Genomic DNA, 25,996 nt, shown 5'->3' on the forward strand with positions numbered 1-25,996 from the left:
AGGGATCCGCTATGACACAGTCAATTTGGAACGAAAGACGTTTAGGGGAAGACAAGCTTAGACGCAATGATCACCGTAACCCTTATCAGCGTGATCGAGCACGTATTCTGCACTCCGCCGCTTTTAGGCGACTGCAGGCAAAAACTCAGGTGCTTGGCGTTGGCATGAACGACTTCTACCGTACCCGGCTGACTCATTCGTTAGAGGTGTCTCAAATAGGTACAGGTATTCGAGCGCAGCTGAAGCAAAAGCAGCCTGAATTCAATCCTCTGCTCAACTCTATGAGCATAATTGAATCCTTGTGTTTGGCTCACGATATTGGCCACCCCCCCTTTGGACATGGCGGCGAAATTGCCCTCAACTATATGATGCGCGCCCACGGAGGATTCGAGGGCAATGGACAAACATTTCGAATATTAACCCGTCTAGAACCCTATACCGAGTTTTATGGCATGAACCTTTGCCGTAGAACCCTACTTGGGATCTTAAAGTATCCCGCTCCCTATTCTCGCCTCTGTCGTGAACAACCTAATGAGACAGTCCAACATTTTCGACAACTGAAGCCATCTCAGTGGCCGCCCGTAAAAGGGATCTTCGATGACGACTTAGCGATCTTAGACTGGGTATTAGAGCCGCTTTCCAAAGCGGACAAGCAGTTATTTTTATCGAGCTATACTGTTGCCGATGGCCAACATAAGCGAACACGATACAAGTCTCTCGATTGCTCAATCATGGAGCTTGCTGACGATATCGCCTACGCGGTACACGATTTAGAAGATGCGATAGTCATGGGTATTGTCAGCGAACAACAATGGCACAACGACGTGACTCAAGTGTTATGCAACAGCGAAGATGAATGGCTACAAAATGAGTTCGCCACAATGAGCCTGCGCCTATTCTCTGCCAAGCACCATCAACGCAAAGACGCCATCGGCACATTAGTCAATGGTTTTGTTACCGCGATATCAATCAATGAAGTCGAAGGGTTTGATGAACCATTATTAAAATATAATGCGGCATTAGAGCCAGCCTTCGATATTGCGCTTAACGTGCTAAAGCAGTTTGTGTTTAAGTATGTGATAAGAAAGCCAGAGATCCAGATGCTTGAATATAAAGGACATCAGATCGTGATGGAGCTCTTTGAAGCCTTTATTTCAGATCCCGAGCGCTTGTTACCACTCAATACTCAGGAACGTTGGATTGCCAGTGAAAAGCAAGGTGAAAACAGTCATAGAGTGATAGCGGATTATATTTCTGGTATGACAGACGAGTTTGCCGCTAGGCTACACCAACACCTATTTAGTCCAAAATCAGGCTCTATGATGGAGCTTAATTGCGAGTTTTAGACCAAGAAACCTAATTTGGCTTACAGGCGTGAAGTATTAACGAGAGATATGAAACACCTTAAACTCGTTAGATTAATGCAATAAAAAAGGCACTCATTGAGTGCCTTTTTTAGCAAGACAGAGTAGATTTATCTATCTGTCTTCTCGTTATTAGCCTGGGTAAAAACCTTTTACACCAGCCGCTATCACTTCAATACCTATCGACAACATGATCAGACCCATTAAACGGGTGATCACGTTAATGCCTGTGTTACCGAGCAGTTTAAAGATTATCGGTGCCATTCTAAACAGTAAAAAACTCAAAACACCGAACACTATGATGGCAAGTGACATGCCGACAAGATCTGGCAGAGTGTTATGCTCAGCAGACGAAACAATCACCGAACTAATCGCACCTGGACCTGCCATTAATGGCAAGGCTAAGGGAACAACAGCGACGGATTCCATAGCCGAGGCTTCTCGCCCCTCTTCTTTGTTGCGCTTAACTTCACCTAATTTACCTTGAAGCATCGACATAGCAATGATAGCAATCAGGGTTCCGCCAGCAATCCTAAATGCGGACAACGATATACTAAAAAGGTTTAATATGTGTTGCCCTGCAAATATCGTCACGAGCAAAATCACTACAACGGCAAAATTTGCGACTTTAGCCGTTTGATTACGTTCAAGTTCAGTCTGATGGCTAGTTAGGCTGACAAAAACGGGTAATAAACCAAAAGGATTTATTATCGCGACTAAGCCGAGAAAAAATTTAACATAGAGTGTTAAATCCAACGTCTTATCCTCAACGCGCCCAAGGCGTTATCTGTTCATAAAAATGTGGCGCTACTCTAACTCATGGCCTTAAAAACAAAAAATGAGATTTTCTATCCCAAATCACAACTTTGAATAAAATTTTTTAATCGGCTGCTCAGAGTACAGACCTAAAACCACCACAAGATATTGTAAAATTGGTTATAAAATTACAGATTACCACTAAACTGTGGCATTCATCACGGCATAGCCTCGCCTTTGCGTGTAATTTTTCTTCATCAAATGGATTTTAGAGCACCGGAGAATGTTTAGCCAAATACCGTTTGGCTAAATTTTTTCAGGATTGCGATTATGACAGTATCAAATGAGCAAGAACTCAATCTCCTAGTAGACAGAGTGCGAACGGCGCAACAGACGTTCGCTAACTACTCTCAGGAACAAGTCGATAAGATTTTCAGAGCCGCAGCCCTCGCCGCTGCCGATGCGCGGATCTCACTTGCTAAGATGGCCGCCAATGAAACTAAAATGGGCGTCATCGAAGATAAGGTGATTAAAAATCACTTTGCCTCAGAATATATCTACAACAAATATAAAGATGAAAAAACCTGCGGGATCCTATCTGAAGATCCCACATTTGGAACCATCACCATCGCCGAGCCTGTCGGCATTATCTGTGGCATAGTGCCAACCACTAACCCTACATCTACAGCAATCTTTAAGGCTCTGATTAGCCTTAAGACTCGAAACGGTATTATTTTCTCCCCCCACCCAAGAGCTAAAGAGTCGACGACAACTGCCGCTCGTATCGTATTGGAAGCAGCCGTTGCTGCAGGAGCCCCAAAAGACATTATTGGCTGGATAGATGAGCCATCAGTCGCATTATCCAATCAATTAATGACCCACAAAGATATTAATCTCATTCTTGCTACTGGCGGGCCGGGAATGGTAAAAGCCGCCTACTCTTCAGGTAAACCAGCTATTGGCGTCGGCGCAGGTAATACACCAATTGTTATTGATGAAAGCGCAGATATAAAACGCGCCGTTAGCTCTATATTGATGTCAAAAACCTTCGATAACGGCGTTGTCTGTGCATCTGAACAAGCTGTTGTTATCGTAGATGAGGTTTACGAGGCGGTTAAAGCGCGTTTTGCAAGCCACGGCGGCTACATTTTAAGCCCTGACGAAACTGCTGCAATGCAAAATGTTATTTTAAAAAATGGCGGGCTTAATGCCGATATCGTCGGTCAAAGCGCCGCAAGCATTGCCAAGATGGCCGGAATAGAGGTACACCACACAACTAAAGTGCTGATCGGTGAGGTGTCCGATATTGATGAAGCCGAAGCCTTCGCCCATGAAAAACTCTCACCGTTGCTGGCTATGTACCGCGCAGCCGATTTTGACGATGCTGTAGATAAAGCTGAAGCCCTAGTCACGCTGGGTGGTATTGGACATACATCGGGGCTGTATACGGATCAGGATACTCAAATTGAAAGAGTTAAAGCCTTCGGCTTTCGAATGAAGACCGCGCGTATTCTCATTAACACTCCGGCTTCACAGGGCGGGATTGGCGATCTCTATAACTTCAAGCTCGCTCCGTCGCTAACCTTAGGTTGTGGCTCTTGGGGTGGCAACTCCATTTCAGAAAATGTCGGTCCGAGCCATTTGATCAATAAGAAAATGGTCGCTAAGAGAGCTGAAAATATGTTGTGGCACAAACTTCCCTCTTCAATTTATTTCCGTCGTGGTAGCTTACCTATCGCACTAGAGGAGCTCAGCGATAAGAAGCGTGCGCTTATCGTGACTGACAAGTATCTATTTAATAATGGTTACTGCGATGAAACCATCAAGATCTTAAAGAGCCAAGGTCTTGAAACCGAAGTTTTCTATGAAGTAGAAGCCGACCCAACGATGCAAATCGTCAAGCAAGGTGCCAAAGTTGCGCAAAGCTTCCAACCTGACGTTATTATCGCCTTAGGCGGCGGCTCGCCAATGGACGCCGCCAAGATCATCTGGGTGATGTATGAACATCCTGATGTCGATTTCGCCGATTTAGCGCTACGCTTTATGGATATCAGAAAACGTATCTATAAATTCCCAAAACTGGGTAGAAAAGCCAAGATGGTCGCGATACCAACCACATCTGGTACTGGCTCAGAAGTGACTCCATTTGCAGTCGTTACCGATGAACAAACGGGTATGAAGTACCCCATTGCCGATTATGAGCTAACGCCAAACATGGCGATTGTTGACCCTAATTTAGTCATGAACATGCCAAAGTCACTCACAGCCTTTGGTGGCATAGACGCTGTGACCCATGCATTAGAAGCTTATGTGAGCGTAATGGCCAACGAATATAGCGATGGCCAAGCATTACAAGCACTAGACTTACTGTTTAAGCATCTTCCAGACGCCTACGAACATGGCGCCAATGCGCCAGTGGCTCGTGAAAAAGTACATAACGGTGCAACCATTGCAGGCATCGCTTTTGCCAATGCTTTCTTGGGTATTTGCCACTCTATGGCTCACAAACTGGGTGCAGAGTTCCATTTAGCCCATGGTTTAGCGAATGCGTTACTTATCAGCAATGTGATCCGTTTTAACGCAACCGATATGCCCACTAAACAGGCGGCATTTAGCCAATACGATAGACCGAAAGCACTTTGTCGATATGCAAAGATTGCTGAATATTTAAAACTGGAAGGCGCCATAGGCGAAGGCAAAACTGATGCGGAAAAAGTCGAGACACTGCTTAAAAAAATTGATGAACTCAAAGAGACGATTGGCATTCCACGCTCGATTCAAGCCGCAGGCGTCAACGAAGCCGATTTCCTCGCAAAACTCGATGAGTTAGCAGAAGATGCCTTTGATGATCAGTGTACAGGCGCCAATCCTAGATACCCATTAATTGCAGAGATAAAACAGATCCTTTTAGCCAGCTACTATGGAGAAAGCTATCGCGATCAGTAAACCATTTTAGTCATTAAAAAGCCCTAGCCTTCGGTTAGGGCTTTTTGCTGTGCCTATTACTATCACCCGTAACACATAAAGCGACTAAGACTGAAGCTTGGCTCGTTTTCGATATGCATGCAGTAAGGGCTCCGTATAACCCGATGGCTGCAACTCTCCCTTGAAAATAAGATCACAAGCCGCTTTAAAGGCGATACCGTCAAAATTTGGTGCCATATTGATATACTCAGGATCGGTAGCATTTTGCTTATCAACAACTCGTGCCATCTTCTTAAGCGATGCCATAACGTCCTGCTCGCTACACACCCCATGCGCTAACCAATTAGCCAAATATTGAGATGAAATACGCAAGGTGGCCCTATCCTCCATCAAGCCAACGTTATTGATATCCGGTACTTTAGAGCAGCCTACGCCTTGATCAACCCAGCGTACAACATAGCCTAGAATGCCTTGAGCATTGTTATCTAACTCAAATTGCTTTTGCTCTTGGGTCAGTTCAGTGCCCTGCGCCATCAAAGGAATTGTAAGCAGATCATCTAAACTTGCACGCTTTCGCAACTTAAGCTGATTTTGCACGTCGCTAACATTTACCTGATGGTAGTGAGTGGAGTGCAATACCGCTCCATTAGGGGATGGAACCCAAGCGGTGTTAGCCCCAGCTTTGGGGTGGCTAATTTTCTGCTCAAGCATCGCCGCCATTTCATCAGGCATAGGCCACATGCCTTTACCTATCTGCGAGCGACCTTGTAAGCCACATTCGAGTCCGATATCGACATTCCAATCTTCATAGGCTTTAATCCAAGCTTGCTGCTTCATGACTGATTTAGCCACAAATGGCCCAGCAAGCATCGAAGTATGAATTTCATCACCGGTTCTATCTAAAAAGCCAGTATTGATAAAGACGACTCTCTCTGACGCTGCGCGAATACACTCTTTAAGGTTGACAGTTGTGCGTCGCTCTTCATCCATGATCCCGACTTTAATCGTATTTCGAGATAGCTTAAGGGCATCCTCAATTCGCGTGAACAGATCACATGTAAACTGGACTTCTTCTGGACCATGCAATTTCGGTTTTACGATATTCACCGAACCTTTACGGCTATTACTTCGCTGGCTGTTATTACCTTGAAGATCATGCTTTGCTGCAAGTACTGTCACCATGCCATCTAAAAATCCTTCAGGCACCTCATCACCGTTTTTATCCAGCACAGCATCAATCGTCATCAAATGACCGACATTGCGCACAAACAGCAGGCTACGACCAGGGAGTTTAATGCTCTGGCCATTGGCGGAGGTATAAACTCTGTCATCATTTAGCTCACGTACGATAGCTTTACCATTTTTATTAAGCGTTGTAGTCAAATTTCCTTGCATTAATCCAAGCCAGTTACGGTATATTTCTACCTTATCTTCGGCATCTACCGCTGCAACTGAGTCTTCACAATCCATAATAGTCGTGACGGCCGCCTCTACTAATAGATCTTTTACTCCAGCTAAATCTGTCTTACCCACCTGGTGACTAGAGTCAATTTGGATCTCAATATGCAGCCCGTTATTAACAATGAGAACAGCCGTTGGGTTTTGTTCACTCCCTTGAAAACCGGCAAAGCGTTCTGGGTGAATAAGCTGCGTTTGCGAGCCATTTTTGAGTTTGGCCTGAAGGCAACCATTTTCAATAAAATACTGAGTAACAAGACTGTGAGAACCTAATGCTAAAGGAGCTGCGTTATCAAGGTGTGACTTAGCAAAGGCTATGACCTTTGCACCGCGCACAGGATTATAACCCTTTGTTAGCTCAGCCCCTTCGCTCTGTGGGATAGCATCCGTACCATAAAGAGCATCGTATAGGCTGCCCCAACGGGCGTTGGCTGCATTTAACGCAAAGCGCGCATTTTTAACGGGCACGACGAGCTGTGGACCTGCTTGAATGCTGATCTCGCTATCAATATTTTCAGTGCTGATAGTAAAAGGTTTACCCTCTTCAACAAGATAACCTATATCCGTTAGGAATTGTTTATATTCACTCAAGTCAAAAGCGTGCTGCGCATTTCCTTTATGCCACTCATCTATCTGTTGTTGCAGTTGCTCACGTTTTTGCAAAAGCTGTCGATTGACTGGACCGAGTTCATCGACTATCCCTTCAAACTTTGTCCAGAAGATCTGCGAGCTTATGCCTGTACCTGGACAAATCTCACTGTCTACCAACTCCCAAAGTGATTTTTCTATTTGTAAACCACCTACTCGAATCCTTGTAGTCATAATATGCCCTTTATCTATCCGTTTTAGCTTTGAGTTATCCATTTTCAACAATGGGACTTATTGATATAAACTAGCCTATACCAAGCGCTGCTCATTTTTGAAATCTATACCCTTTATTACCAGTATTCACCAAACTAATTTAACTCGACCATTTTGGTGTAAAAATCATCAAAATTGAAATAAAGACACTAATACAGCTCACTAAGAGCGATCAAATATTTAAAGTGATTGGTATAACCACTTTAATTACGTCCGAAACTATCAGCTGTTTGAGTGATAAGCTGACGCATCCACTTATGGGCTGGATTGTGCTGTAGAAGTGGACTCCAGGCCATCGTAAGCGCAATAGGTTGGATAATAAACGGCGGCGGCACGATGCAAACACGTTCATTGTTTTCATGCTGCCTTGCCATCTTGCTTGGTATTGTTGCGATCAAATCTTGTTGCTCCGCCAACAAACAGGCTGCTTGGTAGTGCCGAGTAAATACAGTGATCCGTCTTTGCACACCTATTCGTGTTAAAGCTTCATCAACCCAACCAAGTCTCTGTACATCGCCCGGATCCATTCCGACCCCAACTCCCATACCCGTTTTACTGACCCAGACATGGTTAGCCCTTAAGTAACTATCTAGTGAAAACTTTTCAAGAACGGAGTTAGTCTTGCTAATCAAACAACTAAAGTCATCACTCCAAAGTACTTTTTGATGAAATGACTGAGGAATACTGTCAAACCGATTAATAACCATATCGACTCGCCCCTGTTCAACATCGGTGAAACTCACGTCACTTGGAGTCATAATATCTAAGATAACATTTGGCGCTTCGGTTCTAAGCCTAGCGATGAGTGGCGGGATAAGGGTGGCTTCGGCGTAATCACTGGCCATCACTCGAAATACTTGCTCACTCTCACCGGCATTAAACTTGGCTCGTGGTTGAACCGCTTTTTCTAAGCCAATAATTAACTCGCTAATTGTAGGCTGTAACTCCCGTGCTCGTTCGGTCGGCGTCATCCCCTGACTCGTTCTTATCAACAGCGGATCGTCAAATAGTGTCCTCAAACGTTTCAAGCCATTACTCATTGCAGGTTGGCTGATCCCAAGCTGAACCGCAGCCTTTGTAACATTCTGCTCACGTAACAGCACATCAAGATAAACCAATAAATTCAAGTCGATACGAGATATATTCATAAGGTAAATACCGGATATAGAAACTATCAATTAGACTTATTTAAACAAATCCTACTAATATTTTCAACGTAATCAATCGCCGCTAATCATATTGTTAAAGGAATAGACACATGACAAATTACAGATCAAACATCGATGAAGCTGCTACCTTGATTAATGCTGAAGGTAGTGCATGGAATGCAATTAACCCTGAGTCTGTAGCCCGTATGCGTCTACAAAATCGTTTCAAAACCGGATTAGATATTGCGAAATACACCGCCAAAATTATGCGTGAAGACATGGATAACTACGACAAGGACTCATCGCAGTACACTCAGTCGTTAGGTTGTTGGCATGGCTTTATTGGTCAGCAGAAGATGATCTCGATTAAAAAGCATCTACTGACCACAAAGCGTCGTTATCTTTACCTTTCTGGCTGGATGGTTGCGGCGCTTCGTAGTGAGTTTGGTCCATTGCCAGATCAATCTATGCACGAAAAGACCTCTGTCGCATCGTTAATCAAAGAGCTATACACTTTCCTTCGTCAAGCCGATGCTCGTGAGCTAGGTGGCCTATTCCGTCAGTTAGACGCTGCTAACCCAAGTGATAAAGCGGTAATTCAAGCTAAAATTGATAATTTTGAAACTCATGTTGTCCCTATCATTGCCGATATCGATGCGGGTTTTGGTAATGAAGAAGCCACCTACCTGATGGCAAAGCAGATGATTGAAGCGGGTGCCTGCTGTATTCAGTTAGAAAACCAAGTATCTGATGTTAAGCAATGTGGTCACCAAGATGGCAAGGTGACAGTTCCTCATGTTGAGTTTCTCGCTAAAATTAATGCCGTTCGTTATGCATTCTTAGAGTTAGGGATCGATGATGGCGTTATCGTTGCTCGTACCGACTCACTAGGTGCTGGCCTAACCCAGAAGATTGCAGTAACCAGCGAGGCGGGAGATTTAGGAGACAAGTACAACTCTTTCCTAGAAGTTGAAGCGGTTGATGCTGCCAAGCTTGCTAACGGTGATGTGGTATTCCAGCAAAATGGCGAACTTGTTAAACCAGCACGCCTTCCTAACGGATTATTTAAGTTCCGCGCAGGGACCGGTGAAGAGCGCTGTGTGCTTGATTGTATTACCTCGCTACAAAATGGTGCCGACCTGCTTTGGATTGAAACAGAGAAGCCTCACGTAGCCCAAATCGGTGCAATGGTTAATAAGATCCGTGAAACCGTTCCCAATGCAAAACTCGTCTATAACAACTCACCTTCGTTTAACTGGACACTAAACTTCCGCCAGCAGGTATTCGATACAATGGTTGAAGCAGGCCAAGATGTTTCGGCATATGAGCGCGAGAAGTTAATGGCCATTGAATACGATGCAACAGAACTTGCTATTCAAGCTGATGAAAAGATCCGTACCTTCCAAGCCGATGCTGCTCGTGAAGCGGGTATTTTCCACCACTTGATTACCCTACCGACTTACCACACCGCTGCGCTTTCAACAGATAACTTAGCGAAAGAGTATTTTGGCGACCAAGGAATGCTTGGTTATGTGGCTAACGTTCAGCGTAAGGAGATCCGTCAAGGTATCGCCTGTGTTAAGCACCAAAACATGGCTGGATCTGATATGGGTGATGATCACAAAGAGTACTTCTCTGGTGACCAAGCACTGAAGGCATCGGGTAAAGACAACACCATGAACCAATTTAGCTAAGTCGTCATTATGGCAATCGGTTTTTGAAGTGGACTAGATTGTTAATAATGAGCTAATTATGAAAGGCCTGCTAAAGAGCAGGCTTTTTTATATCGAGTAGTCCACAATTATCACTACCTACGCTCACCAAGCTATTACTTGATTGATAAGTCAATTATTTAGAGCTCTAATTAATTGTTATTACTACATAAATCATTAATGTACGTTTAAAAACACATTTACCAACAAATTTATTCACTGCTAATCGTTAACAACCTCTTCGTCATCATAGAAACTCCTCTCGATACTTGCTGAACTGAACGCAAGTTCACTTCGCTATTCATAACGAAAAACTATTAACCATGAACTTTTAACGATAAACGTGATCACATTAACACTTCAGCAATCTTGTATCACAATGTATCACCAATGCCTTGTTAGGCACTGGATTGATCGATAACCTTTCGCGCTTTGTAAATAAAGAGCCAAAGTAATGCTACTGACACGAAAACATATCTTTCCCAAAAAGTCTTCCGGTTTTACCTTAATAGAATTAGTCGTCGTCATCGTTATTTTGGGTATTATTGCCGTTGTTGCCGCAAGCAAATTTGTTAACTTTAACCGTGATGCTCAAGTGGCACAGCTAGATAATCTTGCTACCGATCTGAGCGGTCAAAATCAATTGGTTTATAGTAAAAGCGCTATAGATAATATTGAACAACTTAAGGGTTGTACTTACCAATGTGGCGGTCATGAAAACTGGGACGTATTGGTGGGGGAATATTTTGTCGATGTCTCTGGCACTCGGCTCTATGTCAGTTTGGGCTATCCTTTACCACCATTGTCCTCTAGCGACGTCGTGAACCAAAACTACCGCAGCGCCTTTGGCTTGCCTGAATCGGAGTTTGTTTTCACCAGTGTACCAAGACACGTATCGGCAACGGCTATCGTTCCCATCAAGTGGCAAGATAAACTCACTGATATTAACACTGGCAAATTTGAATGCCATGTAGAATATAGCTCGCCAACCGCCATACGGGACTATAGCGTTCGAGTTTATGATAAAGACTGCTAGATAACGTTAGAGACAGCTAGAAGCGCTCGTGAGCTAGATAAAATGACTGTTTAGCTAACTCACCCTTTATCGTCCGTTACCTGTCTTTGAGAATATCAATCTGTATAAGCAAAAAGCCAGAATGATATTCTGGCTTTTTGTTATTACTGACGCTACAACGGTTTACTTATTTTTCTGTCCAGCGATCCATCCAACCCAATACATTGGCATACCACTGCTCTAGATTATCAGGGTTCAAAATCCAGTGATTCTCATCAGGATAGATCAATAACTCTGATGGAATACCGTTACGCTGCATATAGGTAAACGCCGCGAGTCCCTGACCATATGGCACACGGAAGTCTTTTTCACCGTGGATCACTAGCATTGGTGTCTTCCAGTTCTCTACATAGTTAACAGGGTTAAACTTCTCATACAGCTCTTTGTTTTTGTCGTAGGTACCACCAAACTCGAACTCAGGGAACCATAGCTCTTCGGTAACGTAATACATAGAACGCATATCAAACAAACCAGCGTGGTTTACCAGACACTTAAAGCCGTCATTCCAGTTACCTTGGATCCAGTTCATCATATAACCGCCATATGAACCACCAAGCGCACAGGCACGGTCGCCGTCTAACCATTTTTGCTGCTTAGTCACAGCGGCTAAACCTTTTTGCAGATCTTCAAGAGGCTTGCCTCCCCAATCTTGAGTGATTGAATCGGTAAATTCCTGACCGTAGCCCGTTGAGCCGTGGAAATCGATCATCACGACCCCATAACCAGCACCGGCCCACAACTGTGCATTCCAACGACTGCTGAACGAGTTACCAAATGAACCTTGCGGACCACCGTGGACTAAGAAAGCGATCGGATATTTTTCACCCGCCTTGTAGTTAGACGGCTTAATCCAGTATCCGTAAACCTCTTCGTTGTTCCAACCTTTAAAGCTGAACTGTTGGTATTCACCAAACTTGATCTCAGCTAACTTGTCTTTGTTCACTTCAGTTAGACGATTTAAGTTTTGGCCATCTAAGTTAATAGAATATAGGTCGCCCGGCTCTACTAATGTCTTGTTACTAAAAATAATCTTGTCGTTATTAATGCCGACAATGTTGTTACTACCTTCATTGTAGATAGTTTTAACATCACCAAACTGGGTGTTGACTTCAAAGATTGACACCTGACCAAGATCTTGTGCTGTCACATACAGGGTTTTGTTATCTTTACCGAAAGCTAAAGAGCTTGGGCTGCGATCCCACAGTGGTGCAACCTCTTTTTCTTGGCCAGTTACTGTGTCACGCAGCATGATGCGGTAACGGTCAGCTTCAAAACCCGGTTTTGTCATAGCGAAATATGCTAAATAGCGACCATCCGTTGAATACGTTGGGTGTGCATCCCACGCTTTATTCGACTCGGTTAAGTTTTCTGCCGTGCCACCAGCCACACTCACTTTCCATAAATCGTAGTTAGTGATCCACGCTTGATCTTTACCGGGCGCTTTAGCGGTATAAACCACGTGCTTGCCATCTGGAGTGAACGTGACCTCTTCCATGCCAGAGAATGGCTTAGGTGGTGTTTCAGTATCAAGGCCTGCAGTGACATCAACCGCATTAGACACTTTATTCCCATTTAACTGGGCAACAAATAGATGACTTCTTGAGTGGTCGCTCCATGTATCCCAATGACGAACCATCAACTGTTTATATTCACGACCGGTAGTATCGCGTTCAGCTTCTGCTGCAAACCTATCTTTAGAACACGCTAAGTCTGTACATTCAGGGAATACACGCATGTTTACAACGACCTGTTTGCCGTCTTGCGATAACTTAAAGCCTTCAACATCTAGCGGAAAGTCGGTAACCTGAATCGCTTCGCCACCATCGAGGGCCAGTTTATACACTTGGCTTGAGCCATCACGAGCCGCTAGAAAATAGATGCTGTTATCATTAGGACCAAATACAACACTGTGCTCTGTACCCGCAGCACTGGTGAGCTGCTTTGCTTGTGATGAACTTGACGATAAGTCTTGAATATAGAGGTCTGTGCTTGCCTCCCCTTCTGCGTCAATATTTTTCACAGCATAAACGATTTTAGTGCCGTCATTAGACAGCGCAGCTGAATGCAGCTTATTAATTTTAACCAGTTGTTGAACTGTAAAAGGGGTTGGTGATGTGGCTTGAGCGCTAAATACCGCGCCTGCAGACGCTAGCGCCATTATGATTGCAGTTTTTTTCATCGTTATGATCTTATTCTTATAGTTAAAAGATGTAAGTGTTCAATTTGTGATTGATATTATCGACTAAAACTAGCCTGTATGCTTTGTTAGAGACCCGACACAGTAGCCAAAATAAATGGCTTAAGCAATACGCCTAAGCCATTGTTCTAATCCGTTGCTTTAGACTAAGTTTGCACTTTCACTCAAACATTAGCCTTCTAACTTAACCTTCCAAATAGCAGGCCCAGTTTCATGTGCATTGACGCCTTCAGAATCTACCGCTACCGTGACTGGCATATCTTTAACATCAAACTCATAGATTGCCTCCATACCTAAATCTTCGAAGGCGACAACACGAGACTTTTTAATTGCCTTAGAGACGAGATACGCTGCGCCGCCTACGGCCATTAGGTAACATGATTTATGCTTCTTAATTGACTCAACCGTTGCAGGACCACGCTCGGCTTTACCAATCATGCCCATCAGGCCTGTTTTATCAAGCATCAAATCAGTGAACTTGTCCATGCGCGTTGCTGTCGTTGGGCCAGCCGGACCTACAACCTCATCACCGACAGGATCGACAGGACCAACGTAATAGATAAACTTACCTTTAAAATCCACTCCTTCAGGCAAGCCTTCACCGCTTTCAATTAAGCTTTGAATACGTTTATGCGCGGCGTCACGACCGGTGAGCATCTTGCCGTTTAGTAATAAAGTATCACCACTCTTCCACTGCTCCATCTCAGTTTGAGTCACTGTGTTTAAATCAACACGGCGAACGCTCTCACCCACTTCCCAGGTAATGTCAGGCCAATCTTCAAGTGATGGTGGAGTGAGTTCAGCAGGACCTGTGCCATCGAGGTGAAAATGCACATGACGAGTCGCTGCGCAATTAGGGATCATCACAACAGGCTTTGAGGCCGCGTGGGTTGGAGCGGATTTAATTTTAATATCTAAAACAGTGGTCACACCGCCTAGACCTTGCGCGCCAATACCTAGCTTGTTGCAGCGATCAAAAATATCTAGACGTAGCTTTTCATCGGTTGTTTTGGCGCCGCGAGCTTGTAACTCATGGATATCAACTGGATCCATTAATGACTCTTTAGCCATAACCGCCGCTTTTTCTGCGGTACCACCGATACCTATGCCAAGCATACCCGGTGGACACCATCCGGCGCCCATTGTAGGGAGTGTTTTCTCTACCCAAGCTGCGATATCATCAGATGGATTAAGCATAGCCATTTTAGACTTGTTCTCAGATCCCCCACCTTTTGCTGCAATAGCGACATCAACATGGTTACCCGGAACCATTTCAACATGCACAACTGACGGTGTATTGTCTTTGGTGTTCTTTCGGCCACCAGCAGGATCGGCAACAATCGATGCGCGCAGCGGGTTATCGGGATTGGTATAAGCACGGCGTACGCCTTCATCTACCATCTCTTGAACGGTTAAATCTGTCTTATCCCATTGAACACCCATGCCGATTTTTACAAAGCAGGTGACAATACCCGTATCTTGGCAAAGTGGACGTTTACCTTCTGCAGACATGCGAGAATTGATAAGAATTTGTGCAATCGCGTCCTTGGCGGCAGCGCTTTGTTCTCGCTCATAGGCCTCGGCCATAGAATCTACAAAGTCTTTCGGGTGATAATAAGAGATATATTGTAGGGCATCAGCAACGCTTTCAATGAGATCGGCTTGCTTGATTACAGGGACTTCTTTGCTCACAGACACTTCCTTTTTAGCAGACACTTATTAATCGGCTGAAACCACACTCGTACTTGCAAGTGCAAATGACTTCAGTCGCCATTAAAGCTCACGTGTTTTGTTTTTATTACTTGTGTAAGCAATATGATACTCTTTCGCGAGTTTGAGTTAAACATCACATTTTAGATAGGGTTAACAGATGAACAAATTGACGCAAAATGCAGTTTTTACAAAGCGTCTTGATTGGAATTTAAGCACAACAGAATTATTTGAGCATTTTTCAGCCTTGCCTTGGTCAGTTTTGCTCGATTCTGCCAATGCTGCTCACATAGATGCTAAATTCGATGTGATCTGTGCCGAGCCTGTAGCCACTATAGTAAACCATGGCCAATCAACCACTATTACACGCTCAACTGACAGACAACCGCTATTTAGGTTCGATCAACAACCAGCTGACAACGACTTAGATAACCCAAAAAATGAGTACGCAGAAAAAGCCGCTAAACATTCGGTATCGAGTCGCGATCCTTTTGATCTCTTAAATGAGTTGTTGGCAGAGTACTACCCAACACAGAAATACAGCCCCTTCATCTTTAGTGGCGGCGTTATGGGAAGTTTTAGCTACGATATTGGCCGAGTCATTGAAAAGCTCCCCCAAATTGCGGCTAACGATATTTCGCTGCCTGAGATGAACCTTGCTTGTTACGACTGGGCGCTAATTTTTGACTATAAAACCCAAAGCTGGCAACTGGTTCACTATCAATCACAACAAGCTTTGGAGGCTCTTGAGCTGAGGCTAAATCAGCTTATCGAGCCTAGCCTGTTGGTTAAAGTCAATTCGACGCTTGAAAGCTCCCTGAACGTAGAGAACTCTCTGAACTTAGAAAACACTCAGAAGTTAAATACCTCTAAAAATTCAGAAACAGACCAACAAGATAACCCTATAGCGAATAGTGCTTTTAGGCTTAACGGTCAATGGCGTAATCAGCTTTCTGAACAGGCTTATAAAGACAAGTTTGAACAGGTACAAGCATATCTGCTCAGTGGCGATTGTTATCAAATTAACCTAACTCAACGGTTTAGTGCCTCGTATACGGGTAACGAATGGCAAGCTTATAAAGCATTGCGAGAGAGTAATGGTGCACCATTTTCAGCGTTTATCCGCTTAGAGGGCCATGCGCTACTCTCCATCTCGCCAGAGCGTTTTATCCAGCATAAAAATGGCGACATTCAAACTAAGCCGATTAAAGGCACTATGCCAAGAGGTGTTGACCCACATAGTGATAGTGAACTTGCCGCTCAACTAAAGGCTTCAGAGAAAGATCGGGCTGAGAATGTCATGATTGTCGACCTGCTACGAAACGATATAGGTAAAGTAGCACTGCCTGGCAGTGTTGCGGTCCCTCACCTATTTGAGGTTGAAAGCTTTCCTGCGGTGCACCATCTGGTCAGCACGGTTACCGCGAAACTTAAACCAGAGCTAAACCCTACAGATCTATTGAGAGCATGTTTCCCCGGGGGCTCAATAACAGGCGCGCCAAAAATTCGAGCGATGTCGATTATTGAAGAGCTTGAACCCTCTAGAAGAAGCCTCTATTGTGGCTCTATAGGCTATATAAGCCAAGACGGTACTATGGATACCAGCATTACTATCCGCACGTTAGTAGCCCAAAGAGACGAAACCAGTCATCTAGCTCCCCTTAACGGAAGGCAAGGCATCATACATTGCTGGGCTGGAGGCGGTATCGTCGCCGATTCTAAGGTCGATGCTGAGTATCAGGAGAGTTTTGATAAAATCAGTCGTATATTGCCCGTTCTTTCTAACCTAAACCGTTAATAAGTCGTATATCAACCAGCCCTATACGGGGTTAATAGCAAAGGATAAGTTATGGATCTGGCGGAGTTTAGACTCAGGTATACTCTTAATGCTCTGCCAGAACTTGATTTAATCGAGTTAGATCAGCAGCTTCGTCAAGCCGCGGTGTTAATCGCCTTGTATGAAGTCGATAATCGTCTCGAGCTGATCTTAACCCGCAGGCCCACACACCTTCGTGCCCACCCCGGGCAAATTAGCTTTCCCGGCGGCAAAGTTGAACAGTCTGATTTAAGCTATCAGGCAACGGCACTACGAGAGGCTGAAGAAGAGATAGGGTTACTCAGCAGTAATGTCGAGGTCATAGGTGCACTCCCGCCCCACAAAACCTTTACCGGTTTTGAGATCACCCCCTTTGTTGGCATCGTTAAGCAAACATTTACGCCCATTATAGATCCCGGTGAAGTGGATGAGTATTTCACTGTGCCACTTTCTTTTTTAATGCAAGGTTATAATCGTCATACACAAAGGTTTAAGCGTAAGGGGATCCAATACCCTGTTCACTTTATTCCCTATAAGCAGCATTTCATCTGGGGGGCGACTGCGGCGATGATCGACCTTCTTTGTAGGCAGCTAAGCTGCGAGAAAGCTGACTAAAATCAGTTGCGCTAGCTAAGTTTTCTAGGCTCTAAGATCTAAACTCCAAACAGAAAATTCTAAACAGGTAAACTGCTAAGGTTTGAAAACTCAATCCTTAGGCTTTAAACAACAAATCGAATATAGAGCCCTGCCGCTAGTGAGCATAAAAATAACAAAGGAATGTTTACCCACCAGCCAATACGACTATGGCGTGAAATATAAAAGTTGAAAGCCAGATTGATAAAGCTCACCCCAGCACAAACCCAGATAATATGTTCGAGCAACACAGTTTGGCTTGGATCCCATTCAAAACGCACTGCCGCACCTTGACTCTGAAAATAACCAATAGCGGTATCAGGACGTGCTTTGTCGAAAATCAGCAGCGCATAAATTGCCAATGACCAGCCGACAATCGATAGCGTCGACAATAGAAGTTGGAAGAATTTTGCTCTATTCATGCAAGCTATCCTTAGTTTTTGTCATGATTGTCGTCAGAATAACAATTTAGGTACCAAGATACCCTACTTTCCACTTGAGAAAAGCGTTTATACAGGTAATATAAACCTCCAAATTATTTACAAAAACGTTTCGTTGGAGAACTAAGCAACAATGAGCATTACATCTGTCGCTTCTGTGTTTAAAGGTGACTTTGCGATTGGTTCGCAAATCACAGTACGTGGCTGGGTTAGATCCCGCCGCGATTCTAAAGCAGGGATCTCATTCCTCGCTGTTTATGATGGTTCATGTTTCGATCCTATTCAGGGTGTTGTACCAAATAATCTAGAAAATTACACCAACGAAGTGTTAAAGCTTACTGCTGGTTGCTCTGTCGTAATGACAGGTGAAGTTGTTGAGTCTCCAGGTAAAGGTCAAGCATTTGAGATGCAAGTGACCAAACTTGAAGTCGTAGGCTTTGTGGAAGATCCTGACACTTATCCAATGGCTGCCAAGCGCCACTCAATTGAATATCTACGCGAGCTTGCTCACCTACGTCCACGCACTAATATTATTGGCGCCGTGGCTCGTGTGCGTAACTGTTTATCTCAAGCTATCCACCGCTTTTATAATGAGCAAGGATATATCTGGGTTTCTACGCCACTGATCACCGCTTCTGATACCGAAGGTGCAGGTGAGATGTTCCGTGTTTCAACTCTTGATTTAGAAAACCTTCCTCGCACAGATAAAGGCACCGTTGATTACAGCGAAGACTTCTTCGGTAAAGAATCATTCCTAACCGTATCGGGCCAGCTTAATGCTGAAACCTACGCATGTGCATTGTCAAAGGTTTATACTTTTGGTCCGACATTCCGTGCAGAGAACTCAAACACTAGCCGTCACTTGGCTGAATTTTGGATGGTTGAGCCTGAAGTGGCTTTCGCCAACCTAGATGATGCTGCAAAACTTGCTGAAGACATGCTTAAGTATTGCTTTAAGGCAGTGCTTGAAGAGCGTCGTGATGATCTTGAGTTCTTCGCCCAGCGCGTTGAGAAAACAGCTATTGAGCGCCTAGAAGCGTTTGTAAGCAGTGATTTTGCTCAAATTGATTACACCGATGCGATTGAAATTCTTAAAGCTTGTGACAAAGACTTTGAGTATGACGTTGAATGGGGTATCGACTTACATTCAGAGCATGAGCGTTATCTTGCAGAAGAACACTTTAAAGCCCCTGTTGTTGTTAAAAACTACCCGAAAGACATTAAAGCATTCTACATGCGCTTAAACGATGACGGTAAAACAGTTGCTGCTATGGACGTACTTGCTCCTGGTATTGGTGAAATCATCGGTGGTGCTCAGCGTGAAGAGCGTTTAGATGTACTCGATGCGCGTCTTGCTGAAATGGAACTAAGCCAAGAAGATTACTGGTGGTACCGTGACCTACGTCGCTATGGCACAGTCCCTCATGCTGGTTTTGGTTTAGGCTTTGAGCGTTTGGTTTCTTATGTAACTGGTGTGTCTAACATCCGTGACGTGATCCCATTCCCACGCTCTCCAAAATCTGCTAACTTCTAATCTGTTAACTCACAGAATTAGTAGCTTACAGAACTGCTAGCTTACCGGTAAGCTAGCAACGATATTAAAGCCTCTTTCATTATATGTCAGAGGTTTTTTTATATTTATTCGAGAACTAGACCTCATCGTTCCTTATCATCTACGCACAATTCTTATCATTCTCAACATCTATCCCCCCTCTATTTATTAAGACCCATCAGCATTAAAGTTAACATGTCCAGCCAACCACATTTAAATCAAACATTTATAAGTAAGCCCTTAGCTAAGCTAAGCCTCAAATACAAAGTCATGACTTTACGTGATCTCCATCACCTTTTACGCAAGATGTGGTCATATTGTCTCGCTTAAAACCCATTTAATGATCTAGCTCAATTGGGGGGTAACTGCTCTGTGTAGTATAGCTCAAAGGTCTGTAAAGCTTGACGCATATCAATAATACCCAGCGTTTTGAGGCCTAGACTGTTTTCGTTGAACACATTCCTTAATAAACAAAAAAAGGTTTAACCATGGAAACACATGAAGCCCTTTACCAGCAAGGTTTAGCGCGAATAGAGCAACTTCGTAAGCAAAAACCTCGCCACAGTGAAACGCTGCAGCAAAAATTGGAACAAAATGGCATTACTCGCCGTGACTTTATGAAATGGAGCGCATCTGTAACGGCAATGCTTGCCTTACCTCTTCCGTTTAGCACCTTAGTTGCCGAAGCAGCAGAGCTTGCAGACAGAGTTCCCCTCGTTTGGCTACATATGGCCGAGTGTACAGGATGTACAGAGTCTCTTATTAGAACAACCACACCTAATATTTCCACCTTAATCTTTGATTACGTCTCACTCGAGTATCAAGAAACTCTAATGGCCGCAGCGGGCTGGCAAGCAGAGGAAAACCTTGAGCGCGCATTATCAGCCTATAAAGGTAGTTATCTGCTCGCTATCGAAGGGGCAGTACCAACAGCAAACAACGGTAATTTTTTAACGGTAGGTTGTAAAGGTCACACTGGACTACATATTGTTAAAGAAGCAGCCAAAGATGCAGCAGCAATTCTTTCTGTCGGCACCTGCGCCGCTTTCGGTGGTATTCAAGCCGCAGCACCAAATCCAACAGGAGCTGTTGGTGTATCCGAAGTCATTGATAAGCCTGTTATTAACCTCGGTGGCTGTCCACCTAATGAAACCAATATTGTCGGAACACTGATGTACTTCATCATGTTTGGTAAGTTACCTGCACTGGATATGTTTAACCGTCCTAAGTGGGCATATGGTGCTCGCGTTCATGATAACTGCGAACGTCGTGGTCACTTCGATGCCGGTGAGTTTGTAGAAGAGTTTGGTGATCAAGCTGCAAAAGATGGTTATTGCCTTTATAAGTTAGGCTGTAAAGGACCTTATACCTACAATAACTGTCCGACAGAACGGTTCAATCACCACACTAGCTGGCCAGTACTTGCTGGTCATGGCTGTATTGGCTGCTCAGAGCCCGACTTCTGGGACGAGATGGCAGATTTCGAAAAACCTTTAGGAAGGAAATTACTGCATGGTCTTGATGCGACCAGTGACACCATAGGTGCCGTCATTCTAGGCGCTACTGCTGTCGGAATTGGCGCACACGCTGTAGCCAGTATTTTTGCCAAGTCTGAAGAGGAATAGTCATGAATAAACGTGTAGTTATCGATCCAATCACTCGTATTGAAGGTCATCTTCGAATTGAAGTCGAAGTCGACCAAAATAATGTTATTACCAAAGCTTGGGCATCTTCAACTCTTTGGCGTGGCATTGAAGTGATCCTTAAAGGCCGTACACCGATGGACGTTGGCCTAATCGTGCAGCGTATTTGTGGCGTGTGTACCTATTCTCACTATCGCTGCGGTACAGAAGCAGTAGAAAATGCCTTAGGGGTAAAGATCCCGCCTAATGCCAAGTACCTTCGAAGCTTGATGCAATCTTCACTTCATATGCACGATCACATTGTTCAATTCTATCAACTTCACGGTTTAGATTGGGTCGATGTGGTATCAGCATTGAGCGCCGATCCGGCCTTAGCCGCGCAAGAAGCAATGAAATATACCGCCAACCCTATTTCTGCAGGGGAAGGCGATCTTCGAGCAGTACAAGAGCGTGTTACAAAACTAGTTGAAACGGGACAGCTCGGACCTTTTTCCAATGCATATTGGGGCAACCGTACTTATAAATTTACGCCAGAGCAAAACTTAATCGCGCTATCTCACTATCTAAAAGCGTTAGAGGTTCAACGTGTTGCCGCTGAGATGCTGGCAATATTTGGCGGAAAATCACCTCACCCACAATCCATTGTCGTCGGTGGTGTTACCTCTGTTCGCGATATGTTAAGTCCAGCTCGTTTACAAGAGTGGAAGCAAAAGCATGAATTCGTAAATGATTTCATCATTCGCGCATACAAAGCTGACATAGTCATGGCTGCAGCGGCCTTTGGCAGCGAGCCAAGCGTACTTGGGGGCTTGAACGTCCCGAATTTCCTAGCAACAGAAGACTTTGTCACTACCGATGGGCAATTCATGTTTAACCAAGGGGTGATCATGAACGGCGATCTCGCCAACGTGAGTGATTTAGATCCTATGCAGATCGTAGAAGATGTCACCCATGCTTGGTATAAAGCCGATGCACCACAGCACCCTTATGACGGAACGACCATTCCTGACTATACCAGCTTAGTTGAACGTGAGACCGTTTACGGTAAGCTACCGACTCTTAATGAAGATGGTAAGTACTCATGGGTCAAGTCACCACGTTATAACGGTGAACCTATTGAAGTCGGCCCACTCGCAAGCATACTCGTCAGTTATGCTCGTGGTAACCAAGTTGTCGTCGATGCGGTAAATGGTTTATTGGAAACTACTGGGCTACCGATAGAAGCACTATTCACAACTCTTGGTCGAACAGCCGCTCGCATGTTGCATACATGTATTGTTGCTGATGAATGTCTTAAGACATTCGATGCCTTGATTACTAACATTCAATCAGATGAATCCACTTACACTAAACCTGAAATTGACCCAAATAAAGAGTATTTAGGTCACGCTATGATTGAAGCGCCACGGGGTATGCTCAGCCACTGGATTCGGATCAAAAATGGTCTAGTTGAGAACTACCAAGCTGTTGTACCTACAACTTGGAACGCTGGACCTGTGGATGAGCTGGGGCAAATGGGGCCTTATGAAGCATCACTTATTGGCTTACAGCTTGAAGACCCAACTAAGCCGTTAGAAGTTCTCCGAGTTATTCACTCTTTTGACCCTTGTATGGCTTGCGCTGTACATGTGATGGATTATAAAGGGCAGAATCTCGGTGAGTTTAAAATTGATCCCAACGGATTTTAATCAAGGGGGATAACATGGCAACTCAATCTGCACCTTACCAAAGGGAACTGATCTTTAGTGCTGCGATAAGAATATTTCACTGGCTAAGAGCCTTATCCATTCTTGTACTAGTCGTAACCGGGTTTTATATCTCGTGGCCATTTTTGGCTGCACCAGAGAACTCAGATGTGTTGGTACAGGGCTATATTCGAGCAACTCATCAGGTCTTCGGATTTTTGTTAGTCGCGATAACCATTGTCCGCGCTTATCTGTTCTTTTTTGGTAAGAGTGATATCGAGCGTCGTTCATTTAAAGACGTTATGAGTATAAAGAGCTGGATCACTCAGCTTAAATCTTACCTTTGGATGGGACATTTAGACAAAAAAGGGGTTTATGGTCCACTACAGTTCGTGACTTACTTTGCAATATCAGTTGTTGCTCTGCTGATCTGCATTACAGGCCTAGTCTTATATGCCAACGTATATCACCAAGGTCTTGGTGGCATGCTCAGCGGCATGGCGAATTGGGTCACGGCATTAATGGGTGGATTAGCACCGGTTCGGATCTGGCACCACTATCTTACCTGGGTATTTATCATCTTTGTGGTAATACACGTGTACATGGCTGTTTGGTCTGGAATTCGCTTTAAGCATAACTCTGTTGACTCAATCGTCTCAGGCTACGACTACCATAAGAAAAAATAAAAGGAAAACATGAAGGTATTGCTACTTGGTATTGGCAATGTCTTGTACGCCGATGAGGGCATCGGCGTACATTTCGTCAATTACATCCAAGAAAACTACAGCTTCCACCATCAAATCGATCAGCTCGATATGCTAGACGGTGGAACGCTTGCCCAAGGTCTTATCCCTATACTTTGCCAATACGACTACCTTATCGTCGTTGACACCGTTAATGCAAACGGTGTTACCCCAGGAGAAGTCTACTTTTTCGATTTTGATAAGGCTCCCCCCGAAATTGATTGGCAAGGTAGTGCTCATGAAGTTGAAATGTTGCAAACGCTTATCATGATGGAGATGGTCGGTGATAGACCCAAGACCTTTGTGTTAGGTGTTACCCCGACGGTTATTGAGCCCATGACTCTTGGATTGACAGAACAGATCCAAGCGGCCGTGCCTTTAATGGAAAAAACGTTGCTGACTCATTTTGACTCTTTAGGCTTTAGTCACCAACGTATTGCAAACATAGATATTAACAGCCTTATTCCCGACTCTTACAAACGTGGTTTAACTTTAGATGAAGAATATTAGATTTGAATTTAATTGTAGCCGAGAAGTGCCATTTTATGGGCACCTCTGTAATCAATACCTACAAAACGAACAATATGATGTGACTATTGGTGAACTAGATAATCTTTACTATATCGAGGCGAAAGGCGAACAAGCGCAACTTGAACAACTAGCCGATGCGATAGCGAACGATTTCTTAATTTCAGCTTGGCTAGTAAAGCCTCAAATCTGTGCAATCGACAGTCCTATCGGCACGAAGAAGCTACTCCCATCAAGACCACTCGAAATCGAATACTGTCAACATTGCCAACCACAGTTTGGTGATAATCAGGCAGCACATTTTGGTGACGTCGGATTTGACTGCCCTTGCTGTCAGGCACAAAAACGTATCACCTCAGCCGAGAAGGCCGTCTCCTTAGCCGATGCCAGAGCCTTAGTCAAAAAACTCGATAAGCTCGGGTCAATAGTACTGCCCCATAGTAACCTAGGTGCAGGCACTATTATTAGTTTCCAACCCATTGAAAACCAACCTCGAGAAGCTCGGCAACAGTTGGTGATCTGTAATCCTAATAACTTGCACGCGCACTTTTCTGTGAACGATAACCAAATACTTGCACTTTCGAGCATCGAGAAGCCTTTTATAAAAGCTAGGCCTATCAGGAGCCACACTCGACTCAAGCAGCCTTTATACGAGATCTGTTTTGCAAAATCGCGACTATTACTGGTGATCTGTGAAATTCTTCGTCAGCAAGGCATCGATTACGTCTATATTGCTAACGTAGATAACCCTAAGATTGCCATGGTTGAAGCTAAATGGTCGTTGATAGAAACACCTGCAACAACGAAGGTGCTAGTCATTGAAGCAACTAGACAACCTTTACACGATGACGCACAGGCTGGTAACTATCAGGCAAAGTGGGCTGCAGATCATATTGAAATCATCGCTAACCAACCATGTACCAATGAAGACAATGCAATAGCCCCCATCAATAGCGCTGCTAGTTGCGCTCTGCATAGTGCGGTGATTGGTGAAAATAAACCTAGAAATATAGCAGCTTTATACTTCAGCAGTTCAAGTAAGACGCAGATAGTCACGCTAGATAGCAAACAAAATCTAGAATTATTTTTTGAATTTCCAAGCTTGCCCGATAACGGCTATGACATAGTGCACCAGCTTGAACTATCACCTCAAAAGGCCTTACTAGATAAATTCAAAACTCTATACCCTGATGATTACCTTAAGCTTTTATCTTTAAAGCTGGCACACCCGACCAATAATATTGAGTCATTGTGGGCTATTGCTGCTGTCTTTCTCGGTGCAACGACCCAAACACAGCATAATCAATCCTCAAGTAAAATAGTGCCCTTAAGCAAGACTGAACTTTGTGATTTTGTGGTAGCCCGCGCGATGTGCCACAAAGGTGCCAACGCGCCAAGGGTCGATTTCCCGTTAACTCGTGGAGAAGCCTTTAGGAGTCTAAATTGGTGTAAAACGTTGGGAAGTCTTATCAGCTTTAGACTCGCTGAAGAGGAGAATATCGATAAACTCGCCTTTGGTTTGCACGACTCCTTCGCAGACTATATCTGCAACTGGATTGAACACTTAGATCAAAATATCTGTATTAAATCAGTCGTGATTGCAGGCAATAGCTTTGCTAATGAACTATTGGCACAAAGAGTCTCTCTACGCCTTGGTAAAAACTTCACCCTTAATGCTAATTCGAAGATGGATCTTGATGGTCTAAATATCGCTGCTGGTGCTTTGTACCTTAAACAGCGTAGACACTAA

The 25,996-nt window shown here is 44.2% G+C and carries 18 protein-coding genes; 12 read left to right on the forward strand and 6 right to left on the reverse strand.

The window, feature by feature from the left end; genetic code table 11:
• Positions 1-11: 11 nt before the first annotated feature.
• Complete coding sequence (locus SHAL_RS11730; protein ID WP_012277336.1) at positions 12-1,346, forward strand: anti-phage deoxyguanosine triphosphatase; 1,335 nt, start codon at positions 12-14, stop codon at positions 1,344-1,346.
• Positions 1,347-1,496: 150 nt separating this feature from the next.
• Here SHAL_RS11730 and SHAL_RS11735 read toward each other — a convergent pair whose 3' ends face one another.
• Positions 1,497-2,120, reverse strand: coding sequence for a YchE family NAAT transporter (locus tag SHAL_RS11735; RefSeq protein ID WP_012277337.1), 624 nt, complete (start codon positions 2,118-2,120; stop codon positions 1,497-1,499).
• A gap of 330 nt (positions 2,121-2,450) precedes the next feature.
• On the opposite strand from SHAL_RS11735, the gene adhE reads away from it, so the two are divergent.
• Positions 2,451-5,066 (forward strand): bifunctional acetaldehyde-CoA/alcohol dehydrogenase, encoded by a 2,616-nt coding sequence (adhE, locus tag SHAL_RS11740; RefSeq protein WP_012277338.1) that lies wholly within the window; start codon positions 2,451-2,453, stop codon positions 5,064-5,066.
• A gap of 84 nt (positions 5,067-5,150) precedes the next feature.
• Here adhE and SHAL_RS11745 read toward each other — a convergent pair whose 3' ends face one another.
• Positions 5,151-7,325, reverse strand: a complete 2,175-nt coding sequence (locus SHAL_RS11745; protein ID WP_012277339.1) for a malate synthase G — start codon at positions 7,323-7,325, stop codon at positions 5,151-5,153.
• A gap of 242 nt (positions 7,326-7,567) precedes the next feature.
• Complete coding sequence (locus tag SHAL_RS11750; RefSeq protein ID WP_012277340.1) at positions 7,568-8,512, reverse strand: LysR family transcriptional regulator; 945 nt, start codon at positions 8,510-8,512, stop codon at positions 7,568-7,570.
• A gap of 110 nt (positions 8,513-8,622) precedes the next feature.
• On the opposite strand from SHAL_RS11750, the gene SHAL_RS11755 reads away from it, so the two are divergent.
• Both SHAL_RS11755 and SHAL_RS23610 read left to right on the forward strand, forming a co-directional pair.
• Positions 8,623-10,206: an isocitrate lyase gene (locus SHAL_RS11755; protein WP_012277341.1), complete on the forward strand. Its 1,584-nt coding sequence runs from the start codon at positions 8,623-8,625 to the stop codon at positions 10,204-10,206.
• 472 nt (positions 10,207-10,678) lie between these two features.
• Positions 10,679-11,260 (forward strand): prepilin-type N-terminal cleavage/methylation domain-containing protein, encoded by a 582-nt coding sequence (locus tag SHAL_RS23610; RefSeq protein WP_012277342.1) that lies wholly within the window; start codon positions 10,679-10,681, stop codon positions 11,258-11,260.
• Positions 11,261-11,426: 166 nt separating this feature from the next.
• Here the strand turns inward: SHAL_RS23610 and SHAL_RS11765 are convergent, their stop codons facing one another.
• Positions 11,427-13,478 carry a S9 family peptidase gene (locus SHAL_RS11765; RefSeq protein ID WP_012277343.1) on the reverse strand — a complete coding sequence of 684 codons (2,052 nt, stop codon included), beginning with the start codon at positions 13,476-13,478 and terminating at the stop codon, positions 11,427-11,429.
• A 189-nt stretch (positions 13,479-13,667) separates the two neighbouring features.
• Positions 13,668-15,188 carry a fumarate hydratase gene (locus SHAL_RS11770; protein ID WP_012277344.1) on the reverse strand — a complete coding sequence of 507 codons (1,521 nt, stop codon included), beginning with the start codon at positions 15,186-15,188 and terminating at the stop codon, positions 13,668-13,670.
• Positions 15,189-15,366: 178 nt separating this feature from the next.
• Here SHAL_RS11770 and pabB point away from each other — a divergent pair, with 178 nt between their 5' ends.
• Together pabB and SHAL_RS11780 are read left to right on the forward strand one after the other, a co-directional pair.
• The gene (pabB, locus tag SHAL_RS11775; RefSeq protein ID WP_012277345.1) at positions 15,367-17,004 is read left to right on the forward strand and encodes an aminodeoxychorismate synthase component I; all 1,638 of its coding nucleotides are present in this window, start codon (positions 15,367-15,369) and stop codon (positions 17,002-17,004) included.
• A gap of 51 nt (positions 17,005-17,055) precedes the next feature.
• Complete coding sequence (locus SHAL_RS11780) at positions 17,056-17,637, forward strand: CoA pyrophosphatase (protein WP_012277346.1); 582 nt, start codon at positions 17,056-17,058, stop codon at positions 17,635-17,637.
• A gap of 104 nt (positions 17,638-17,741) precedes the next feature.
• Here the strand turns inward: SHAL_RS11780 and SHAL_RS11785 are convergent, their stop codons facing one another.
• The gene (locus tag SHAL_RS11785; RefSeq protein WP_012277347.1) at positions 17,742-18,077 is read right to left on the reverse strand and encodes a hypothetical protein; all 336 of its coding nucleotides are present in this window, start codon (positions 18,075-18,077) and stop codon (positions 17,742-17,744) included.
• A gap of 151 nt (positions 18,078-18,228) precedes the next feature.
• Here SHAL_RS11785 and asnS point away from each other — a divergent pair, with 151 nt between their 5' ends.
• The 6 genes from asnS to SHAL_RS11815 all read left to right on the forward strand — a co-directional run bounded on the left by asnS (position 18,229) and on the right by SHAL_RS11815 (position 25,996).
• Complete coding sequence (gene asnS / locus SHAL_RS11790; RefSeq protein WP_012277348.1) at positions 18,229-19,629, forward strand: asparagine--tRNA ligase; 1,401 nt, start codon at positions 18,229-18,231, stop codon at positions 19,627-19,629.
• A 506-nt stretch (positions 19,630-20,135) separates the two neighbouring features.
• On the forward strand, positions 20,136-21,272 hold the full coding sequence (gene hyaA / locus SHAL_RS11795; protein ID WP_012277349.1) for a nickel-dependent hydrogenase small subunit: 1,137 nt from the start codon (positions 20,136-20,138) through the stop codon (positions 21,270-21,272).
• 2 nt (positions 21,273-21,274) lie between these two features.
• A complete protein-coding gene (gene hyaB, locus SHAL_RS11800; protein ID WP_012277350.1) occupies positions 21,275-22,978 on the forward strand; it encodes a nickel-dependent hydrogenase large subunit in 1,704 nt (567 codons plus the stop codon).
• 14 nt (positions 22,979-22,992) lie between these two features.
• On the forward strand, positions 22,993-23,661 hold the full coding sequence (cybH, locus tag SHAL_RS11805) for a Ni/Fe-hydrogenase, b-type cytochrome subunit (RefSeq protein WP_012277351.1): 669 nt from the start codon (positions 22,993-22,995) through the stop codon (positions 23,659-23,661).
• A gap of 9 nt (positions 23,662-23,670) precedes the next feature.
• The gene (locus SHAL_RS11810) at positions 23,671-24,228 is read left to right on the forward strand and encodes a HyaD/HybD family hydrogenase maturation endopeptidase (RefSeq protein WP_012277352.1); all 558 of its coding nucleotides are present in this window, start codon (positions 23,671-23,673) and stop codon (positions 24,226-24,228) included.
• A complete protein-coding gene (locus SHAL_RS11815; RefSeq protein WP_012277353.1) occupies positions 24,215-25,996 on the forward strand; it encodes a hypothetical protein in 1,782 nt (593 codons plus the stop codon). The genes SHAL_RS11810 and SHAL_RS11815 overlap by 14 nt, the downstream gene beginning before the upstream one ends.

It is taken from the genome of Shewanella halifaxensis HAW-EB4 (assembly GCF_000019185.1).
In the GTDB taxonomy this organism is placed as follows: domain Bacteria; phylum Pseudomonadota; class Gammaproteobacteria; order Enterobacterales; family Shewanellaceae; genus Shewanella; species Shewanella halifaxensis.